Below are 18,717 nucleotides of genomic sequence, written 5' to 3'. Positions count from 1 at the left end.
CGGCCCGCCCGTCAGCACCAGAGCCTCCGGAGGCCCCGCCTTGAGCGACCAGCCGTTCGCGCATCTGCACGTCCACACCGAGTACTCGATGCTGGACGGTGCCGCCCGGCTGAAGCAGATGTTCAAGGAGGTCGAGCGGCTGGGGCAGACCCACGTCGCGATGACCGACCACGGGAACATGTACGGCGCCGCCGAGTTCCACCGGCAGGCGACCGACGCCGGGATCACCCCGGTGATCGGCATCGAGGCGTACGTCGCCCCCGAGTCCCGCTCCAACACCAAGCGCATCCTGTGGGGCCAGCCGCACCAGAAGCGGGACGACGTCTCGGCGTCCGGCGCGTACACCCACAAGACCATCTGGGCCCGGAACAAGGAGGGCCTGCACAATCTCTTCAAGCTGACCTCGCGCTCGTACTCCGAGGGCTGGCTGGTGAAGTGGCCCCGGATGGACAAGGAGCTGATCTCCGACCTGTCCGGCGGCCTGATGGCCACCACCGGCTGCCCGTCCGGCGAGGTGCAGACCCGGCTGCGGCTGGGCCAGTTCGACGAGGCGCTGAAGTCCGCCGCCGACTACCAGGAGATCTTCGGCAAGGAGAACTACTTCCTGGAGCTGATGGACCACGGCCTCGACATCGAGAAGCGGGTCCGCGACGGGCTGCTGGAGATCAGCCGGAAGCTGAACATCCCGCCGGTGGTCACCAACGACTCGCACTACACCACCGAGGCCGACGCCGGCGCCCACGACCTGCTGCTCTGCGTGCAGACCGGCAAGAACCTCTCGGACCCGGACCGCTTCCGCTTCGACGGCACCGGCTACTACATCAAGTCCGCCGCCGAGATGTACGCCCTGGACTCGTCGGACGCCTGGCAGGAGGGCTGCCGCAACAGCCAGCTGCTGGTCGCCTCCCGGGTCGACACCGAGGGCATGTTCAAGTTCAAGAACCTGATGCCGCGCTTCCCGATCCCGGAGGGCTTCGAGTCCGAGGCGGACTTCTTCAAGTCCAAGGTCTGGGAGGGGATGGACTGGCGCTTCCCGGGCGGGTACGACGAGGAGCACAAGAAGCTCGCCGAGTACGAGATGGACACCATCATCCAGATGGGGTTCCCGGCGTACTTCCTCGTGGTCGCCGACTTCATCATGTGGGCCAAGAGCCAGGGCATCGCGGTGGGCCCGGGCCGTGGTTCGGCGGCCGGCTCGCTGGTCGCGTACGCGATGGGCATCACCGACCTCGACCCCATCCCGCACGGCCTGATCTTCGAGCGCTTCCTCAACCCCGAGCGCATCTCGATGCCCGATGTCGACATCGACTTCGACGAGCGCCGGCGCGGTGACGTGATCCGGTACGTGACCGAGAAGTGGGGATCCGACAAGGTCGCCATGATCGTCACGTACGGCACCATCAAGGCGAAGGCCGCCATCAAGGACTCCTCGCGCGTCCTCGGCTACCCGTACGCGATGGGCGACCGGATCACCAAGGCGATGCCGCCGGACGTGATGGGCAAGGGCATCCCGCTGTCCGGCATCACCGACAGCAGCCACCCGCGCTACGGCGAGGCCGGCGAGATCCGCGGGCTGTACGAGAACGACCCGGACGTGCGGAAGGTCATCGACACCGCACGCGGCATCGAGGGCCTGATCCGTCAGCCCGGCGTGCACGCGGCCGGCGTCATCATGTCCGCGGAGCCGCTGACCGACCACATCCCGGTCTGGACCCGGCACACCGACGGCGTCACCATCACGCAGTTCGACTACCCGACTTGTGAAGGCCTCGGCCTCCTCAAGATGGACTTCCTCGGCCTGCGCAACCTGACGATCATGGACGACGCCGTCAAGGCGATCGAGAAGAACAAGGGCGAGAAGATCGAGCTGCTCAAGCTGCCGCTCGACGACAAGCCCACCTACGAGCTGCTGGCGCGCGGTGACACGCTCGGCGTCTTCCAGCTCGACGGCGGGCCGATGCGCTCGCTGCTGCGCCTGATGAAGCCCGACAACTTCGAGGACATCTCCGCCGTCCTGGCGCTGTACCGACCGGGCCCGATGGGCGTCAACTCCCACACCAACTACGCGCTGCGCAAGAACGGCCAGCAGGAGATCACCCCGATCCACCCGGAGCTGGAGCAGCCCCTGGAGGAGGTGCTGCGGCCCACCTACGGCCTGATCGTCTACCAGGAGCAGGTGCAGAAGGCCGCGCAGATCCTGGCCGGCTACTCGCTCGGTCAGGCCGACCTGCTGCGCCGCGCGATGGGCAAGAAGAAGAAGGAGATCCTGGAGGCGGAGTTCGTCCCCTTCCAGAAGGGCTGCCGCGACCGCGGCTACTCCGACGCGGCCATCCAGGCGGTGTGGGACGTCCTGGTGCCGTTCTCCGGCTACGCGTTCAACAAGGCGCACACCGCCGGGTACGGGCTGGTCTCGTACTGGACGGCGTACCTCAAGGCCAACTACCCGGCCGAGTACATGTCCGGGCTGCTGACCTCGGTGAAGGACGACAAGGACAAGTCCGCCGTCTACCTCAACGAGTGCCGCAAGATGGGCATCCAGGTGCTGCCGCCGGACGTCAACGAGTCGGACTCGGACTTCACGCCGCACGGCAGCGAGACCGTCCGGTTCGGCCTGACCGCCATCCGCAACGTCGGCGGGCCGGTGGTCGAGTCGATGATCCGCACCCGGAAGGCGAAGGGGAAGTTCACCTCCTTCCCGGACTTCCTGGAGAAGGTGGAGTCGGTGGTCTGCAACAAGCGGACCGTCGAATCGCTGATCAAGGCCGGGTCGTTCGACTCGCTCGGGCACACCCGCAAGGGCCTCAGCGCCCAGTTCGAGCCGATGATCGACAACGTCGTCGGGGTGAAGCGCAAGGAGGCCGAGGGGCAGTTCGACCTCTTCGGCGGCGACACCACCTCGGACGAGCCGAGCTTCGGGCTGGACGTGGTGTTCTCCGAGGAGGAGTGGGAGAAGTCCTTCCTGCTCACCCAGGAACGGGAGATGCTCGGCCTGTACGTCTCCTCGCACCCGCTGCACGGCATCGAGCACGTGCTCGCCGACAAGGCGGACTGCGCGGTGGCGGACCTCGCGGAGCGGCCGGACGGGACGATCGTCACCATCGGCGGCATCATCTCGGGCCTCCAGCGGAAGATGACCAAGCAGGGCAACGCCTGGGCGATCGCGACCGTGGAGGACCTGGCGGGGTCGATCGACTGCATGTTCTTCCCGGCCAGCTACCAGCTGGTCTCCTCCCAACTGGTCGAGGACGCCGTGGTGTTCGTGCGCGGCAAGCTGGACAAGCGGGAGGACGTGCCGCGGCTGATGGGCATGGAGCTGTCCATCCCGGACCTCTCCAACGCCCACGCCGAGGCGCCGATCACCATCAACATCCCGAGCGGGAAGGTCACGCCGCCGCTGATCGCCCGGCTCGGTGAGGTGCTCACCCACCACAAGGGGACCACCGAGGTGCGGGTACGGCTGGAGGGGCGGACCAGGACGACGGTGCTGCGGTTGGACCGGCACCGGGTGAAGTCGGATCCGGCGCTGTTCGGGGACCTCAAGCAGCTGCTCGGGCCGAGCTGTCTGGCCGGTTAGCCGGGCGGGCGGTCGGCTGGCCGGTCGGTCGGTCAGCTGCCGCTGCCCAGGCCCGGGGGGACGGCGGTGTGCAGGGCCGAGACGAAGGCCGAGATGGCCGGGTGGGAGCCCGCGCCGGCCCGGAAGGCGGCGCGGGTGCGGCGGTACATCGGCAGCCGGGTGAGGACCACGCCGGGCGGGGACCCGGCGGTGCCCAGGTGGGGGACCAGGGCCACCCCCTGGCCCGCGGCGACCAGTGCGAGCACCGTGGTGAAGTCGTCGATCTGGTGCCGGATCCGGGGGGCGTAGCCCGCCGCCTCGCAGGCGCGGACGGCCATGGTGTGGCAGAGGGTGCCGGGCGGGGACATGATCCAGGGCGCGGCGCGCTGCTCGGCGACCGTGCCCGGGGTGCGGGCGGCCAGGTACATCGGCTCGGTGAAGACCGGACGGGTGGCCGCGAGGCCCGGTTCCGGGTCGGCCGGGACGAGGTCGTACTCGTGCACCAGCGCCACGTCCAGCTCGCCCGCGCGCAGCGCCGCGCCGACGGCGGCCGGGTCCACCTCGGTGACCATCGGCTCCAGTCCGGGGTGCCAGGCGGCCAGGCCGGCGAGCACCGCGGGGATGATCGCGCGGGCCGCCGAGGGGTAGGTGCCGATCCGCAGCGGCCCGGCCAACCCCTGCTTGGCGTGGGCGAGTTCGGCGCCGGCCTGCTCCAGCTGGGCGAGCACGGACTCGGCGTGGCGGACCAGGTTGCGGCCGGCCGGGGTGAGGGTGACCCGCCGCCCGGTGCGCTCCAGCAGCGGGACGCCGGCCTCCTTCTCCAGGACGGACAGCTGCTGGGACACCGCGGACGGGCTGAAGGACAGTGCCTCGGCGACGGCCGCGATGGTGCCGAGGTGGGCGAGTTCGCGCAGCAGGCGCAGGCGTCGGACGTCGAGCATCGGCTCAGCTTACGAGAAGCGTCGGAAATGTGAACTGGACCTGGGTGATCACGGGCCGCAGGATCATCGGTATGGCACTCAGGAACACGGCCCCCGACGACATGGCCCCCGGCAACACGGCCCCCAGGAACACGGACCCCCGCAACACGGCTCCCGGGAACATGGAACTCAAGGGCATCTACGTCCCGCTGATCACCCCGTTCGACGCCGACGGTTCGGTCGCGCTCGGCGCGCTGGAGAAGCTCTCGCTGGAGGTCCTGGACGACGGGGCGGCCGGCCTGGTGGCGCTCGGCACCACCGGCGAGCCCGCCGCGCTGACCGCCGAGGAGCGGGATGCGGTGGTGGACGTCGCCGCGGCCGTCTGCGCCGAGCGCGGCGCGCAGCTGATCGTCGGCGCCTCCGGCGGGGACACCCGGGCCGTCGGCGAGGCGCTGGCCGCGCTCGGCGCGCGGGTGCCGCAGGCGGCGGCGCTGGTCACCACGCCCGCCTTCGTCCGCGCCGGCGAGGCCGGGACGATCGCGCACTTCCGGGCGCTGGCCGCGGCCAGCCCGCTGCCGTTGATCGTCTACCACATCCCGTACCGGACCGGGCAGCAGCTCTCCACCGCCGCGCTGCTCGAACTCGCCGCGATCGACGGCGTGGTGGGCGTCAAGTACGCGACCGGCGGGCTGGACCAGTCGGGCGTCGAGCTCCTCGCCGCCGCCCCCGCGGACTTCGCGGTGCTGACCGGGGAGGACGCCTTCCTGGCGCCGATGCTGGCGATCGGCGCGGCCGGCGGCATCCTGGCCTCCGCGCACCTGGCGACCGGCCGCTTCGTCGAGCTGTGCGAGGCCTGGCGGGCCGGGGACGTCGAGCGGGCCCGGGCGCTCGGGCACCGGCTGACGGGCCTGGCGCTGTCCGCGTTCACCGCACCGAACCCGACGGTGACCAAGGGCGTGCTGCACGCCCAGGGCCGGATTCCGACCCCGGATGTACGGTTGCCGCTGCTTCCGGCCGGGGAGGCTGAGGTCGCGGCGGCTCTGGCCTTCGCGAGTGGTCTGGACCAGTAAGTACTCTCACACCGTTGGCCCCCCTCTCAGCCCGTGGAATGGAAGGCCGTTCGATGCCTGTGACAAGGCATGATGGGCAGAGTGCGGCTGTAGACAGCACCATTCAGAGGAGTAGTCGGATGAAGATCGGTATCGTCGGCGCCACCGGCCAGGTCGGCGGCGTGGTCCGCGAGATCCTGGCGGAGCGCAACTTCCCGGTGGAGCAGCTGCGGCTGTTCGCCTCGGCCCGTTCGGCCGGGCGCACGCTGCCCTGGCAGGGCACCGAGGTCACCGTCGAGGACGCGGCCACGGCCGACTACACCGGCCTGGACATCGTGATCTTCTCGGCCGGCGGCTCCACCTCCAAGGCCCTGGCCCCCAAGGTCGCCGCGGCCGGCGCCGTCGTCATCGACAACTCCTCCGCCTGGCGCCGTGACCCCGAGGTCCCGCTGGTCGTCTCCGAGGTCAACCCGGAGGCCATCGCCGACCGCCCCAAGGGCATCATCGCCAACCCCAACTGCACCACCATGGCGGCCATGCCCGTGCTGCGCCCGCTGCACGGCGAGGCGGGGCTCGCCGCCCTGGTCGTCTCCACCTACCAGGCCGTCTCCGGCAGCGGCGTGGCCGGCGTGGCCGAGCTGGCCGACCAGGCCGCCAAGGTCGTCGACGGCGCCGCCGGGCTGGCCCACGACGGCGGCGCCGTGGAGTTCCCCGAGCCCAAGGTCTACCGGCGCCCGATCGCCTTCAACGTGGTGCCGCTGGCCGGCTCCATCGTCGAGGACGGCTCCAACGAGACCGACGAGGAGCAGAAGCTCCGCCACGAGAGCCGCAAGATCCTCGGCATCCCCGAGCTCAAGGTGTCCGGCACCTGCGTGCGCGTCCCGGTCTTCTCCGGCCACTCGCTCCAGATCAACGCCCGCTTCGAGCGCCCGATCAGCCCCGAGCGGGCCGTCGAGCTGCTCACCGGCGCCCCCGGCGTCGAGCTGTCCGAGATCCCCACCCCGCTCCAGGCCGCCGGTCGGGACCCCAGCTACGTGGGCCGCATCCGGGCCGACGAGACCGTGGAGAACGGCCTGTCGCTGTTCGTCTCCAACGACAACCTGCGCAAGGGCGCCGCGCTCAACGCCGTCCAGCTGGCCGAGCTGGTCGCCGCCGAGCTCAAGGGCTGACACCGCAGGTCGGAGCGCCGGCCGTCACCCCGGCGTAGCGTCACGTGACGTTTGGCGGGCCCCGTCGTTGAACGGGGCCCGCCTTCGTGTTTCTTTGCGACTCATTGGGGCGGCCGTTGCGGGACCGGGACATCCGCCGAGGTTCGGGCCGCGAACCAGGGGGAAAAGGTGACCCAACGATCGGGCGGTCACGGGGGCCCCTCACCCCGCACGTTCGGCCGACGGGCGACCGCCCACCCACACCGACCTTCGAGGGCGAGCGGAAAGAGGTGCGCAGATGGACCGCTGTGTCGTCCTGGTGGACGCCGGATACCTGCTGGGCGCCGCCGCCAGCCTGCTCGCCGGGGACCCCTCCCGCTCCAAGGTCAGCGTCGACCACACCGCGCTGATCAGCGCCCTGCGGGAACGCGCCGAGGCCGAGACCGGGCTGCCCCTGCTGCGGATCTACTGGTTCGACGCGGCCCCCGACCGCCGCCCGATGCCCGAGCACCGACGGCTGCGCGTGCTGCCCCGGGTCACCGTCCGGCTCGGCGCCCTCACCAGGGCCGAGGGGCGCTGGGTACAGAAGGGCGTCGACGCCGCGATGCACGCCGAACTCTCCGAACTCGCCCGCAACGGCGCCTGCGCCGACGTCGTGCTGATCACCGGCGACGGGGACCTGCTGCCCGGCATGATGACCGCCAAGGAACACGGCGTCGCCGTCCACCTGTGGGCGCTGCAGGCCGCCGACGGGGACTTCAACCAGTCCGAGGACCTGGTGGGCGAGGCCGACGAACGGCGGGTGCTGGACCGGGAGTGGATCGAGGGGTCCTTCTCGCTGCGCGACCACTCCACCGTCTTCCCGGCCCCCGGTACGGGCGGCGCCCGGCAGGAGATCGCCAAGATCCTCGCCGCCCCGCCCGCCTCGCTGCCCAGCGTGGTGCCCCCGGTGGTCCGGCCCGTCGCCGCGACGGCCGCCGCCGAACCCGCCGCGAACGGGCGGCCGCAGCCGGCCGCGGCGCTGCGGGTGGTGCCCACCCCGAAGGACCTCGCCGGGCGGGTCTCGGCGGTCACCCCGGTCAACCCGATCACCTCGGTGGCCAACGGGCACGCCGCCAACGGGCACGCGGTCGGTGGGAACGGGGCCGGTGGCAACGGGGCCGGTGGGAACGGGGCGAACGGGCAGTCGACGGGCGGGCCGGTGCTGCGCTGGTCCTCCGACCGGGGCTGGGTCGACCGGCCCGCGCCCGAGCCCTCCGTCACCGCCGGGGACGGCCTGCCCACCCTGGCCCAGCTGACCACCGCCGAGCAGCGCTGGGCCGACCGCGAGGAGGACATCACCACCATCGGCGGCGACGCCCACGAGGTCGGACAGGTCTTCGCCCGGCGCTGGAGCGACCGGCTCGGCGACCTCGAACGGCTCACCCTGCTCTGGCCCGACTACCCGCGCATCCCGCACCGGGTCGACGGCGAGCTGCTGCGCTACGCGGCCCGCTTCGGGCTGCTCGCGCACAAGGACGACCAGATCGACGAGCACGACCGCTACGCCATCCGGGCGGGGTTCTGGAAGGAACTGGCGGTCCGGGTGCCGGGCGGGTCGATGGTGGTGGACGACTGACGGCTTCCGGCGGGTCGATGGTGGTGGACGGCCGACGGCTCCCGGTGGGTCGGTGCTGATGGACGACCGAGGACTCCCGGCGGGTCGGTGCTGATGGACGGCCGAGGGCTCCCGGCAGGCCGCGGCGACCGGGACCCGTTGTCCGGTTCGCCCGTGTGAGCGCGTAGAGTCTCCGGTCGTGGAAGAGACGGGCGGGCGAGCACCCCAGGACACCCCGCCGTGCGTCGCCGTACGCGACCTGGTCAGGACCTATCGCAGCGGCCGCGGCGCCGCGGCCACCGAGATCCGGGCCAACGACGGCATCAGTCTGACCGTCCGACAGGGCGAGATCTTCGGGCTGCTCGGACCCAACGGGGCCGGGAAGTCCACCCTGGTCCGCCAGCTCACCGGGCTGCTGCGGCCGGACTCCGGGACGGTCGAACTGCTCGGGCACGACATCGTCCGGCACCCCGAACGGGCCGCCCGGCTGCTCGGCTACCTGGGGCAGGAGTCCACCGCCCTGGACGAACTGACCGTCGCGCTGGCCGCCGAGACCACCGGGCGGCTGCGCGGGCTCTCCCGGCCGGGAGCCCGTGCCGCGGCCGCGGACGTCATCACCGAACTCGGGCTGGAGCCGCTCGCCGGCCGGCCGCTCGCCAAGCTCTCCGGCGGACAGCGGCGGCTCGCCTGCTTCGCCGCCACCCTGGTGGGGGAACGGCCGCTGCTCGTCCTGGACGAGCCCACCACCGGCATGGACCCGATCGCCCGGCGGGCCGTCTGGTCGGCCGTCGACCGGCGGCGGGCCGAGCACGGGACGACGGTGCTGCTGGTCACCCACAACGTGATCGAGGCGGAGACCGTGCTGGACCGGGTCGCCGTGGTCGACGAGGGCCGGGTGATCGCCTGTGACACGCCCGGCGGGCTCAAGACGCTGGTGGACGGCGACGTCCGGCTCGACCTGGTCTGGCGGGACGAGGCGCCGATCGGGGTGCCCGCCGTCGCCGCCCTGGCCGAACGGGCCGAGCGCACCGGACGCCGCTGGACCGTCCGCACCACCCCCGAGCAGGCCCGCGAGCTGGTCGCCGCCGTCACCACCGGCCCGGCCTTCGCCGCCCTCGACGACTTCACCCTCGCCACCCCGAGCCTTGAGGACGCCTACCTCAAGCTGGGCGGCCGCCATGGAGGACTGGCCAAGTGACGCTGCTCTCTGCGCCCCCGCAGACCCGCCGGTCCACGGGGGACGCGGCCCCGCTCGCCCCCGCCGCCCGGCTGCTGCCCGCGCTCGCCGCGGTCTACCGGGCGCAGCTCACCCGGGCGAAGGTGGCCCGGCTCCCGCTGCTGTTCGTGGCCACCTTCCAGTCCATCGGCATCCTGGTGATGATGCGGGGCGTGGTGGACGCCGGCCAGAGCTCGGCGGCGCGTGCGGTGGTCGCCGGGTCCAGCGTGCTGGTGGTGGCGTTCGTCGCGCTGAACCTGCTGGCCCAGTACTTCGGTCGGCTGCGGGCCACCGGCGGCCTCGACCACTACGCGACGCTGCCGGTGCCGGCCGCCTCCGTGGTGCTCGGCGCGGCCGCCGCGTACGCCTCGTTCACGCTGCCCGGGACGCTCGTCACGGCGGCGATCGGCGCGGTGATGTTCGGGCTGCCGCTCGGCCAGCTGTGGGTGCTCCTCGCCGTCGTACCGCTCGCCGGGGCCGCCCTCTCCGGGCTCGGCGCGGCCTGCGGGCTGCTGGCGCCGCGGCAGGAGATCGCGACCATGCTCGGGCAGCTCGGCATGTCGGCGGCGCTGCTGCTCGGCGTGCTGCCGGTGGACCACCTGCCGCAGCCGGTGCTGTGGGTGCGCGACCTGCTGCCCTCGACGTACGGGGTGGAGGCGTTCTCCCGGACCTTCGCACCCGACCCGGACTGGGGGATGGTGCTGGTCGACCTCGGGGTGTGCGCGGGGGTGGGCGTGGTGTCGCTGGCCCTGGCCACCTGGGCGTACCGCCGGGCGGTCTCGCGGTAGGCGCTGTCCTGGGGAGCTCGGCTCGGGTGGTGGGCTCGGGTGGTGGGCTCGGGTTGGGCTCGGGTGGTGGGGCTGTCCGGACGGCTGTCGTGAAACGATGGCCCCGTGACCGTACCGAACACACCTCCGGATCCCGCCCGCGCCGACGGGCCGGTCGAGCCGGGAGCCGCACCCGACCCGTTCGCACCGCCGCCCGTCCTCGACGGCGAGCCGCCCGCCGGGCTGCCGGAGGCACCGCCCGTCGTGGCGCACCGGCTGCCGGCCGAGCTGCGGATCGGCTCCGGGGTGGTGCTCGCGTGCCTGCTGGTCGGACTGGTGATGGCCGGGCTGTGGGCCTGGCTGGCGCCCAAGGTGCCGCTGGTCGTGGACGGTGACCGGATCCTCTACGTGGACCCCGAGGGCGAGCAGCGGGCCGGCGCGGACGCGGTGTTCGTGCTGATCGGGCTGGGCGCGGGCATCCTCACCGCGCTCGGAGCCTTCCTGGTGACCCGCAAGCGCGGCGGCGGGATCGCGGTCGCGCTCGGGCTGGCGATCGGCGGACTGCTCGGCTCGATCGGGGCCTGGCGGATCGGCCGCTGGCTGGGGCCCGGCGACGACCTGATCGGCGAGGCCCGGCGGGTCGGCAACGGCGGGCACTTCGACGCGAGCATCGACCTGGGGGCGCTGGGGGCGCTGCTGGTGTGGCCGATGGCGGCGATGGTGGTGCTGCTGGCGCTGTCGGCGGCGTTCGGGAAGCGGGAGGAGGACCCGCCGCCGTACTGGGGGGTGCCGGCGGGGACGTACGGGGACCCGGCGGGGCAGGCTCCGGAGGCTGCGGGGGAGGTGCCTCCCGGGGTTCCTCCGGTGGTGCCTCCCGGGGTGCCTCCGGTGGTGCCGAGTGCGGAGGACCGGCGGCCGGGCTGAGGTCGTGAGCGGTGCGGAGAACCCCGCGTCCCTTCCGGGGCGCGGGGTTCGTGTCGCGCGGGTTCAGCGGGTTCAGCGGGCGATGGGGGCGGTGCGGGCCTCGGTGAGGGCGATGAGGTCGGTGGGGGAGAGCTCGACCTCAAGGCCGCGGCGGCCCGCCGAGACGTAGACCGTGGGGTGGGCGAGGGCACTGGCGTCGATCACGGTGCGCAGTGGGCGGCGCTGGCCGAGCGGGGAGATGCCGCCGAGGACGTAGCCGCTGCTGCGCTCGGCGGCGGCCGGGTCGGCCATCGCGGCGCGCTTGCCGCCGACGGCCGTGGCCAGGGCCTTGAGGTCGAGCTGGCCGGCGACCGGGACCACGCCGACGGTGAGGGTGCCGTCCACGTCGGCGACCAGGGTCTTGAAGACGCGTTCGGCGGCCACGCCCAGCGCCTCGGCGGCCTCGCCGCCGTAGGAGGCGGCGGCCGGGTCGTGTTCGTAGGCGTGGATGGTGAAGGGGACGGCGGCGGTCTCCAGGGCGACGGTGGCGGGGGTGCCCTGGCCGCCCTTCTTCGGCTTCTTGGCCATCTGCGGGTGCCTCGTGGTGGTCGCGGTGTCAGTGGTCTCAGTTGGGGCTGAACGACTGGCGGGTGAGGTCGACCGCGGGCAGCGAGGGCAGCCAGCTGAGCACGGCGCTCTCGCGGCGCAGCAGGTCGAGTTCGGCGCGCAGCCGCTGGGCGGTGTCCGGGCAGGCGAGCAGCTGTTGCTTGACCGGGGTCTCGAACACCGAGGCGGCGGCGACCAGGTAGGAGAGCACCTGGGCGTCGTCGGGGAGCTGCTGGCGGCCGTGGGTGCTGGCCTCGCGGGCGCCGGCCAGGCGCTTCTGGTAGACCCGGAAGGCCCGCTCGACCTCGGCGGCGAGGGCGCCGGAGCCCTCGCCCGGGAGTTCCTCGATCAGCTCGGTCTCACCGGTCAGGTAGGGGCCGGTGACGTCCACCGAGCGGAGCCGGAACCGGGTGGTGCCGGTGACCAGCAGCTCGTAGCGGCCGTCGGGCTGGGCCTGGACGGAGGAGACGTCGGCGACGCAGCCGATGTGGTACAGCGCCTCCAGCGGGTCCCCGGTGGTGCCCAGGCCGTCGAGCGGACCGGCCGGGCCGTCCTCGGCGGGCCGGACCGGGGCGGTCTCGCGGCCGTCCTTGATGGCGAGCACGCCGAACCGGCGCGGCTCGTCCTCGGACTGTTCCAGCAGGTCGGCGACGAGACGGCGGTAGCGCTCCTCGAAGACGTTCAGGGGCAGCACGAGGCCCGGGTAGAGCACGGTGTTCAGCGGGAAGAGCGGCAGCCGTTCTGTCACGGCGGACAGCGTAGTTCCCCGGGGCCTGCCCGTGTCGCGCGGTTACCGCAGCGCCGACCCGCGGACACGGACCGTGTTCACGCGGCGGCGAACAGCCCGCCCCCGCGCAACGCCGCCCGGGCCCGTGCGGCGCCGCCGGCTGCGACGGCGGCGCCGATGCCGAGCGCGGGGGTTCTGGCGCCGCCGAGGCCCGCGCAGGGGCGGCAGATCCCGGGGCGGGGTACGGGGTCGTGGCACTCGGCGCACTCAGTGGGGGAGGGCTTCGGCGTCCGGACGGGTGGCAGTTTGCGTTGGAGGCGGTCGCGCAGGATCGCTGCCGGGGAGCGCACCGGCTGCGGCAGCCCGGGGAGCAGTGCGAGGGCCAGTTCGGCTTCGCTGCTGCCCCGTTCCAGCCACTGGGCGACGAGGGGAGCCAACGTCTGCGCCTCGGCCTCGCCGAGGCGCAGCCGCGGTTCGGGGCGGATCGCCCGGAACAGCGTGGCCACGGCGGCTCGGGTCCGTTCGTCCGGGAGGGTGGGTTCTTCTCCCGGGTCCTTTACGGAAGGGGTGACAGCGCGGCCGGTGTCCGGCTCACCGGTGGCCGGGCGGGGGACAGCCGGTGCGAGCTGCGGGGTGTCGAAGACGTGGGCCTCGGAACGGAGGGTCCCGTCGGGCAGCCGGACGGTGTCGACGCGGTAGTACCCGGCGTCCTTCAGCTCCTTGAGCGCCCGCCGGACGGCCCCGCGCCCCTGCGGACTGCTGTCGGCCATGTGCCGCCCGTCCTCGCGCCACCCGTTCGGGCGGGAGAGCAGGTCGGCGAGGAGGCCACGGGCGGTGTAGCTGAGTCGACGGTCCTGGAGAAGGCCGTTGGGAAGCACGATGAACGAGCGCGCGTGGGCGCTACGATGAATCTGCATCTGGAGTGTCTGCTCCTGGTGCCGGACCCCGGGGTGTTGGTAGCACCGCCGGGGTCAACTATGTTCTGTTGATGATGCGCAACGTAGCACGACAGTCACACTGAGTGCGAAGCGTTCGCGAAAAGCCGTGGCCCGGAGCGCGATTGCCGCCACGGTCCGGCCGCTGGGTCGTCGCTCAGGCGGCAGCGCCGTACCGGCTCGTCAACCGCCGGACCTCGGCATCTTTGAAGGCCTGCACTTCTTCCACGATCCCGCTCTTCGACAACTCGGCCACGGGGACGCAGAGATCCATGCGCTGAATGCAGACACCGACCATGTACTCGCCCTGCTCGGTGAGATAGAGCCGGACGCCGTAGTAGCCCTCCTGGCAGTCCGAGTCGTTGTTGAAGCGGCACGACGCGCAGGTGTCCGGGAGCCGTACCGGTAGCAGGCGTTTCACGTAGACCGCCCGGCCGCCGAGTGCTCGGTAGAGAGTGCGTTCGTCGGAGGTGCCGGCGGTGAACGTCCGGAGCACGGGCTCCGCACCGACCCGGTCGAGCACTTCGGAGATCGCCGCGATCGACTCGGCGCCGTGCTGGATGCTGGTGAGCATTCGGACATCCGCGAACTGGCCGTACGATTCGACCAGGCTGACGACGCGGTCCACGTGCGCCGTGCCGGGAACGACGATGTTCACGGAGGCCTTCACCCCGTTGGAGACGGCTGCCCGGACGGTCTGCTCGGCGGCACGAATTTTGCTCTCGGCCAGCCCCGAAGACTTGAAGCGTTCGGACTGAACTCGTTGGAGTTCTTCGGCGGTCGTGCCGAAGACGGAGACGTTGACCCGGTTGAGGCCGGAGGCCGAGCAGTCCGCCATCACCTGCCGACCGCGCTCGCCGTTGCTGGTCATCCCGACGCTGAGGCCCATTCCGGTGAGCGCCGAGACCAGTGCGGAGACCCCCGTGTGGAGGGTGGGCTCTCCGCCGGTGAGGTGGACCTCGTCGGCGCTGAACGCCCTCGTGACGGTCCGCACCGCACGGCGGAAGTGGATGTCAGGGATCATCTTCGAAGCGAGGAAGCCGACGCCGTTGGACTCGCTGTAGATCGAAACGCGCCCGGACCTGCCCGGTCCCGCCGTGAAGGGCAGCAGTGTGCGCCCCCGATTGTCGGCGGTGACCGGCGTTCCCTCGTTGTGGCAGAACGTACAGGCCAACCCGCAGTCGTCGATCACCTTGATGCGGATGGTTCTGTCCCGGACGACCCGGATCGCCGGGCGTTGGGTTACTGGCAAGGAATGCCTCCCGTTACTCGAAGGTGAGCCGGGGAATCGCTTCGATGTCGATTCCGTACCGGCGGTAGACCTTGGTCGTGTTCTCGCTCGTCAGCTCGGCGACGGGGAGCCCGACCGCGAGCACGGTCGCGTGGACGTGTTCGGCGCTGTCGCCCTCGATCTCCAGGTACGCGGGGATCAGCGGCCACTCGTCGATCTCGATGGCCGCGCCGTCCAGCGTCCAGGAGGAGCGGCGATTCTCCTGGTACGCCTTCGGCTGGTAGCCGAGCTTGCCGAGGAGCATGTTCGTGTCGTTGAAGTCGCCGACGGTCGTCTCCGTCTCGGTCACGCCGTCGATCGCGTCGGAGTGGATCTCCTTGACGCACAGCGTGATGTCGCTGCCGGTGTCGCGTAGCCGGACCCATGCACCGGGCCGCCCGGGGATGTCGTAGACGTAGCGGCGCTGGAAGCGGTCGGCCACGTGCTCGGCCCCGGCCTCGACCAGCAGCGCGCGGATCTTCTCCGGCTCGATGTTGAGGATCTTCGCCTCGAACTCAATCGCGGTCATTGACTGTTGCCTTCCTTGGAGCCGTACGGGACGCGGGAGCGAACGATATCGGCGATCGCGCGGGCGACCTGTTCCGGCGTGCGGTCGGTGCTGTCCACGCGAAGGAGGTCGAAGGCCCGGTACACGCGGGAGCTCTCGACCACGTTGGGTTCCTCCCGCTGGTGCCAGTAGCTCAGCGTTCCGCGCTCAGCCCGCCGACGGAGTCGCTCCTGGCGAATTCGCTCGTCCACCTCCAGCAGGATCGGGACATTCGGCACCAGGGCCCCGCTCGGGTACTCAGGGGGCCAGTCGTGCCCCATGGCCCTGTGCGTGGCGATGGTGCGCGGGAAGTAGGACTCGACGACCACGGACCGCCCGCTCTCCGTGAGCATTCGGGCTGTCTCCGAGGTCATGTGGTTCGCCATCAGCCACCAGTGGAATCGCGCCGGCAGGTTGTCGGTGGTATCCACCTCCGCTCGCATGCGGGGGAACGACGGCGAGGCGTCGTGCGTGAGGTGGACGCCGTTGATGAAAGCGGCGACCAACGGGGCGACGGTGCTCTTCCCGCTCGCGCTGAGACCGTCGATGGTGACGAAGGATCCTCGGGGTGCATCCATCCGAACTCCGTTCCTTGGTCGATCTTCGGGTTGTCGGCTGTGACACCCCGTTCCGGCGGCCGGGGCCCGGGGCGGGGTGCTCGGGTCACGCCGAACGCGTCGGGCGGTCCGTGGTCCGGTCGTTGGCGACGCGTAGCAGGACGGCCATGCGTCGGCTGCCCGCGATCAGCTGGTCAGCCGCGCACTCGAACCACACGGTTTTCCCCGTCCCGGTCGGGTGCCAGCCCCAGGAGTGCGCGAGAGCCTCGACGAGGAGCAGCCCGCGGCCACCCGTGATGGTGTCCTCCGCAGCCTCCCGATCCGGAAGGGCCAGGCTCGAATCGGTGACCGCTACGCGCAACCGTTCGCCCGTCCACTGCACCGAGACCCGGCACCGTGCACGGGTGTGCTCGATGGCGTTGGCCAACAACTCGTCAGCGCACAGCTCCACATCCCGCAGGGCGGCGTCCGACATGGGCACCTGCCAGGCTTCGGCAATCCTCCGGATCAGGCGACGAGAGGGCGGCACGGCCATCGGATCCGGTTCGACGTCCCATTCCTGCGGCACAGGCAACGAGGCGGGGTCGGGCGAGCTCATCAACGTGGCAGCGGGGTCGTCGACGGGCATACGGCCTCCAGCCGTTGAGAGTTGCGAGGAGGAGGGCCAGGCCTGACCAAGGCCCGGGTACGACGCTGTACTGACGTCGCCCGGGGGCCTTCCCGACAGCACCGGCGTAACCGGCCGATCACCCCGGGCGACTGAGAACCATCAAACGCCTGCGGTGCGGGTAGGGGCAGGGCGATCCTGTAGGCAGAAGCTAGGCAGTTCACTAGGCTGTCTGGCCCTCACCAACGGCACCGCAGAGACGGGCCTCGGATGACCAACGACGCTCTACGAAGGCTTCGTCTCGGGCGAGAGTGGACCCAAGGCGAGGTCGCGAGCCGGGCGAACGCCCGGATCAAGGCCGCGACCGGCCGTGAGTCGGCGATTGACGCCAATGTGATCAGCCGATTAGAACGTGGCGTGATCCGCTGGCCCGATGCGGATGTCCGTGATGCCCTTCGCGGCGTCTTCGGCGTGGCCACGAACGCAGAGCTGGGGCTGTTTCCGAAGCGGACCCGGCGGGACCGTGAGGAGGTGAGTGAGTCGAAGCGCCGTGACTTCTTGGCCGTCTCTCTGGCCTCGATCCTGCCCGACGTAGTGCCCTCTCCATCTTGCCTGGGCATGAAGGACGTTGACGATATTGCAGAGCGGACCTTCGCTCTGGAGGAGTGGGACCGGCGAAGCGGAGGTATTGCCACTCGCCATCTGGCCTTCGGCGAACTGCGGAGCGCTGTCGATCTCACCAAGTCGTCGATGGGACCGCGTGTCCGTGACCGGCTGTGCGGCCAGATCGCCAATCTCGCCGACCTTGCAGCGTGGTCGGCGTTCGACGCGGGTCAGAGCTCCCCGGCACGTAGCACGTTCGGTCTCGGCATCAAGGCGGCCCAGGAAGCCGGCGACGACGGGCTCCTGTGTCACGTCGCGACCGGCCTTGCCCGCCAGGAGATTGCCGAGCGCAAGCCCGGAGAGGCTGTCGCCCTGGCCGACATGGCCATGGGCAACGTGCCCTTGTCGGCGCTCGCGATGATCGCGGCGGTCAAGGCCCAGGCGTATGCCATCCGAGGTGACGAACCCGAGGTGATGCGACAGATCGCCCTCGCGGAGTCGATCTACAGCCGCGTCACGGACCTTCGAAGTGGACCTCGCTGGATGTGGTACTTCACCGAACACAAGCTGCACGGCGAGACCGGTCACGCCCTCTACCTGCTCGCGACGGTCAAGGGGAAGCCCGTCTCCGATCTGGTGTCCCGACTCCGCCGAGCCGTGGACTCCCAGACCTCCAACCGGGCCCGCTCGAAGGCGATCGACACCGCCCAACTGGCCACGGTGCTCTACCGCCAGGGCGCCCGGGAGGAAGCCGAGCACTACGCCCACACAGCCACCGACCTTTCCGCCGTCGTCCGCTCCGCACGACTGGACGCCGCACTGGCCGAGATGAGGAGAGCCCAAGCATGACCATCGAAGACGTGATCAAGGAAGCTGCAGCTCGGGGAGTCACGGGTCTTCCCGAACCCTCCCGGCTCACCCACGTCCGGGTATGGCCGGGGGCCTCGCAGTGGGTCGGTGAGGTCGGCGAGCCGCCCCACAACGAGACCGTGGGCGACGGCATGTTCGACACCAAGGACGAGGCGCAGGAGGCCGCGTTGAAGGCAGTCTCCGATGGCCGGGCCCTGCTGGTCGCCCTGCTTCCGGCGGATCTCGCAGCGCTCGCCGAGCAGTGGCCGGAGCCTACCGTGACCGCCTGGGACAACTGATCGTTCCTCGGCGGTTGCCGCTGTCCTGGCGAGTGTCCTTCGTGCGTCCCGGCCGTTCTCGGCCGGGGCGCACGGGTGAGGTGGTGGTGTTCACGGAGAAGGACGGTGAGGTGCGCCCGTGGTTTCGGCGGCGTGAAGTAGAAGCTCTCGAACTGCGCCGACAAACCCTTCGGAGCTGCCCCAGTGACGAGCAACACCGCACAGCAGGACGCTGCAGTCGCCGACAAGGCGATCCTCGCGAACAGCGCTTATGCCGATGGACGCCACTTGGCCGCACGTCAGCGCAAGGACCGGCTGGACCTGAGAGGTCATTCGAGATCACATTCCTCGGCGGCATCCTGATCTGCCGTCATCCTCTCTAGATCTGCACAGGAAGTCGGTCTGGTCGACTTCCTGTGCAGGGCAGGAAGTTTGGCAACGGGCGGTCGGAGTGAGGAGAGGATCACCCTTATCGTTTCGGCGGCCCCCGGGCCAAATTGCGGGGGCGCCCCGCATTTTTGAGGTGGGGAGTGGGGGCGTTGGGGGGGGCCGGGGGGGGGTGGGGCCGAGTGGCATATAGAACGA

17 protein-coding genes are annotated in these 18,717 nt (G+C 71.2%); 9 read left to right on the top strand and 8 right to left on the bottom strand.

All coding sequences use genetic code 11. From position 1 onward, the window contains the following. The first annotated feature begins 40 nt into the window (after positions 1-40). Positions 41-3,574, top strand: coding sequence for a DNA polymerase III subunit alpha (dnaE, locus tag ABTZ03_RS26600; RefSeq protein WP_350515596.1), 3,534 nt, complete (start codon positions 41-43; stop codon positions 3,572-3,574). A gap of 32 nt (positions 3,575-3,606) precedes the next feature. On the opposite strand, the gene ABTZ03_RS26595 is transcribed toward dnaE, so the two are convergent. Then, positions 3,607-4,494 (bottom strand): LysR family transcriptional regulator, encoded by an 888-nt coding sequence (locus tag ABTZ03_RS26595; RefSeq protein WP_350515595.1) that lies wholly within the window; start codon positions 4,492-4,494, stop codon positions 3,607-3,609. 71 nt (positions 4,495-4,565) lie between these two features. On the opposite strand from ABTZ03_RS26595, the gene ABTZ03_RS26590 reads away from it, so the two are divergent. From ABTZ03_RS26590 to ABTZ03_RS26565, 6 genes are all read left to right on the top strand, one after another. Further along, positions 4,566-5,543, top strand: a complete 978-nt coding sequence (locus tag ABTZ03_RS26590; RefSeq protein WP_350515594.1) for a dihydrodipicolinate synthase family protein — start codon at positions 4,566-4,568, stop codon at positions 5,541-5,543. 119 nt (positions 5,544-5,662) lie between these two features. Beyond that, the gene (locus tag ABTZ03_RS26585; protein ID WP_350515593.1) at positions 5,663-6,691 is read left to right on the top strand and encodes an aspartate-semialdehyde dehydrogenase; all 1,029 of its coding nucleotides are present in this window, start codon (positions 5,663-5,665) and stop codon (positions 6,689-6,691) included. A 277-nt stretch (positions 6,692-6,968) separates the two neighbouring features. Further along, positions 6,969-8,288, top strand: coding sequence for an NYN domain-containing protein (locus ABTZ03_RS26580; protein WP_350515592.1), 1,320 nt, complete (start codon positions 6,969-6,971; stop codon positions 8,286-8,288). Positions 8,289-8,466: 178 nt separating this feature from the next. Next, positions 8,467-9,465: an ABC transporter ATP-binding protein gene (locus ABTZ03_RS26575; RefSeq protein ID WP_350515591.1), complete on the top strand. Its 999-nt coding sequence runs from the start codon at positions 8,467-8,469 to the stop codon at positions 9,463-9,465. Further along, positions 9,462-10,271 carry an ABC transporter permease gene (locus ABTZ03_RS26570; protein WP_400928006.1) on the top strand — a complete coding sequence of 270 codons (810 nt, stop codon included), beginning with the start codon at positions 9,462-9,464 and terminating at the stop codon, positions 10,269-10,271. The genes ABTZ03_RS26575 and ABTZ03_RS26570 overlap by 4 nt, the downstream gene beginning before the upstream one ends. 105 nt (positions 10,272-10,376) lie before the next feature. Further along, positions 10,377-11,174 (top strand): hypothetical protein, encoded by a 798-nt coding sequence (locus ABTZ03_RS26565; RefSeq protein WP_350515590.1) that lies wholly within the window; start codon positions 10,377-10,379, stop codon positions 11,172-11,174. A 72-nt stretch (positions 11,175-11,246) separates the two neighbouring features. Here ABTZ03_RS26565 and ybaK read toward each other — a convergent pair whose 3' ends face one another. From ybaK to ABTZ03_RS26530, 7 genes are all read right to left on the bottom strand, one after another. Continuing rightward, entirely contained in the window at positions 11,247-11,741 is a 495-nt protein-coding gene (gene ybaK / locus ABTZ03_RS26560; RefSeq protein ID WP_350515589.1) for a Cys-tRNA(Pro) deacylase, read from the bottom strand. 37 nt (positions 11,742-11,778) lie between these two features. After that, positions 11,779-12,507 (bottom strand): LON peptidase substrate-binding domain-containing protein, encoded by a 729-nt coding sequence (locus ABTZ03_RS26555; protein WP_350515588.1) that lies wholly within the window; start codon positions 12,505-12,507, stop codon positions 11,779-11,781. A gap of 77 nt (positions 12,508-12,584) precedes the next feature. Next, entirely contained in the window at positions 12,585-13,403 is an 819-nt protein-coding gene (locus ABTZ03_RS26550; protein WP_350515587.1) for a hypothetical protein, read from the bottom strand. 175 nt (positions 13,404-13,578) lie between these two features. Continuing rightward, on the bottom strand, positions 13,579-14,613 hold the full coding sequence (locus ABTZ03_RS26545; protein WP_350515586.1) for a radical SAM protein: 1,035 nt from the start codon (positions 14,611-14,613) through the stop codon (positions 13,579-13,581). Positions 14,614-14,686: 73 nt separating this feature from the next. After that, positions 14,687-15,220: a class IV adenylate cyclase gene (locus ABTZ03_RS26540; RefSeq protein WP_350515585.1), complete on the bottom strand. Its 534-nt coding sequence runs from the start codon at positions 15,218-15,220 to the stop codon at positions 14,687-14,689. After that, positions 15,217-15,816, bottom strand: a complete 600-nt coding sequence (locus ABTZ03_RS26535; RefSeq protein ID WP_350515584.1) for a P-loop nucleotide/nucleoside kinase family protein — start codon at positions 15,814-15,816, stop codon at positions 15,217-15,219. Before ABTZ03_RS26535 ends, ABTZ03_RS26540 begins: the two co-directional genes overlap by 4 nt. Positions 15,817-15,901: 85 nt before the next feature. Continuing rightward, positions 15,902-16,423, bottom strand: a complete 522-nt coding sequence (locus tag ABTZ03_RS26530) for an ATP-binding protein (RefSeq protein WP_350515583.1) — start codon at positions 16,421-16,423, stop codon at positions 15,902-15,904. A gap of 249 nt (positions 16,424-16,672) precedes the next feature. Here ABTZ03_RS26530 and ABTZ03_RS26525 point away from each other — a divergent pair, with 249 nt between their 5' ends. Together ABTZ03_RS26525 and ABTZ03_RS26520 are read left to right on the top strand one after the other, a co-directional pair. Next, positions 16,673-17,854 carry a helix-turn-helix domain-containing protein gene (locus tag ABTZ03_RS26525; protein ID WP_350515582.1) on the top strand — a complete coding sequence of 394 codons (1,182 nt, stop codon included), beginning with the start codon at positions 16,673-16,675 and terminating at the stop codon, positions 17,852-17,854. Further along, entirely contained in the window at positions 17,851-18,153 is a 303-nt protein-coding gene (locus tag ABTZ03_RS26520) for a hypothetical protein (protein WP_350515581.1), read from the top strand. Before ABTZ03_RS26525 ends, ABTZ03_RS26520 begins: the two co-directional genes overlap by 4 nt. The last annotated feature ends 564 nt before the right edge of the window (positions 18,154-18,717 follow it).

Origin of the sequence: Kitasatospora sp. NPDC096077, assembly GCF_040303245.1 — a bacterium.
Lineage (GTDB): Bacteria > Actinomycetota > Actinomycetes > Streptomycetales > Streptomycetaceae > Kitasatospora.
Note: the sequence above shows the minus strand (reverse complement) of the source record. Positions and strands in the feature narration are given on the sequence as shown.

Excerpts from the sequence above, each read along its gene's own strand:
- ABTZ03_RS26585 (WP_350515593.1), top strand. The coding sequence starts at position 5,663 with ATGAAGATCGGTATCGTCGGCGCCACCGGCCAGGTCGGCGGCGTGGTC.
- ABTZ03_RS26525 (WP_350515582.1), top strand. The coding sequence starts at position 16,673 with ATGACCAACGACGCTCTACGAAGGCTTCGTCTCGGGCGAGAGTGGACC.
- ybaK (WP_350515589.1), bottom strand. The coding sequence starts at position 11,741 with ATGGCCAAGAAGCCGAAGAAGGGCGGCCAGGGCACCCCCGCCACCGTC.
- ABTZ03_RS26520 (WP_350515581.1), top strand. The coding sequence starts at position 17,851 with ATGACCATCGAAGACGTGATCAAGGAAGCTGCAGCTCGGGGAGTCACG.
- ABTZ03_RS26540 (WP_350515585.1), bottom strand. The coding sequence starts at position 15,220 with ATGACCGCGATTGAGTTCGAGGCGAAGATCCTCAACATCGAGCCGGAG.
- ABTZ03_RS26535 (WP_350515584.1), bottom strand. The coding sequence starts at position 15,816 with ATGGATGCACCCCGAGGATCCTTCGTCACCATCGACGGTCTCAGCGCG.
- ABTZ03_RS26590 (WP_350515594.1), top strand. The coding sequence starts at position 4,566 with ATGGCACTCAGGAACACGGCCCCCGACGACATGGCCCCCGGCAACACG.
- ABTZ03_RS26530 (WP_350515583.1), bottom strand. The coding sequence starts at position 16,423 with ATGCCCGTCGACGACCCCGCTGCCACGTTGATGAGCTCGCCCGACCCC.
- ABTZ03_RS26580 (WP_350515592.1), top strand. The coding sequence starts at position 6,969 with ATGGACCGCTGTGTCGTCCTGGTGGACGCCGGATACCTGCTGGGCGCC.
- ABTZ03_RS26550 (WP_350515587.1), bottom strand. The coding sequence starts at position 13,403 with ATGCAGATTCATCGTAGCGCCCACGCGCGCTCGTTCATCGTGCTTCCC.
- ABTZ03_RS26595 (WP_350515595.1), bottom strand. The coding sequence starts at position 4,494 with ATGCTCGACGTCCGACGCCTGCGCCTGCTGCGCGAACTCGCCCACCTC.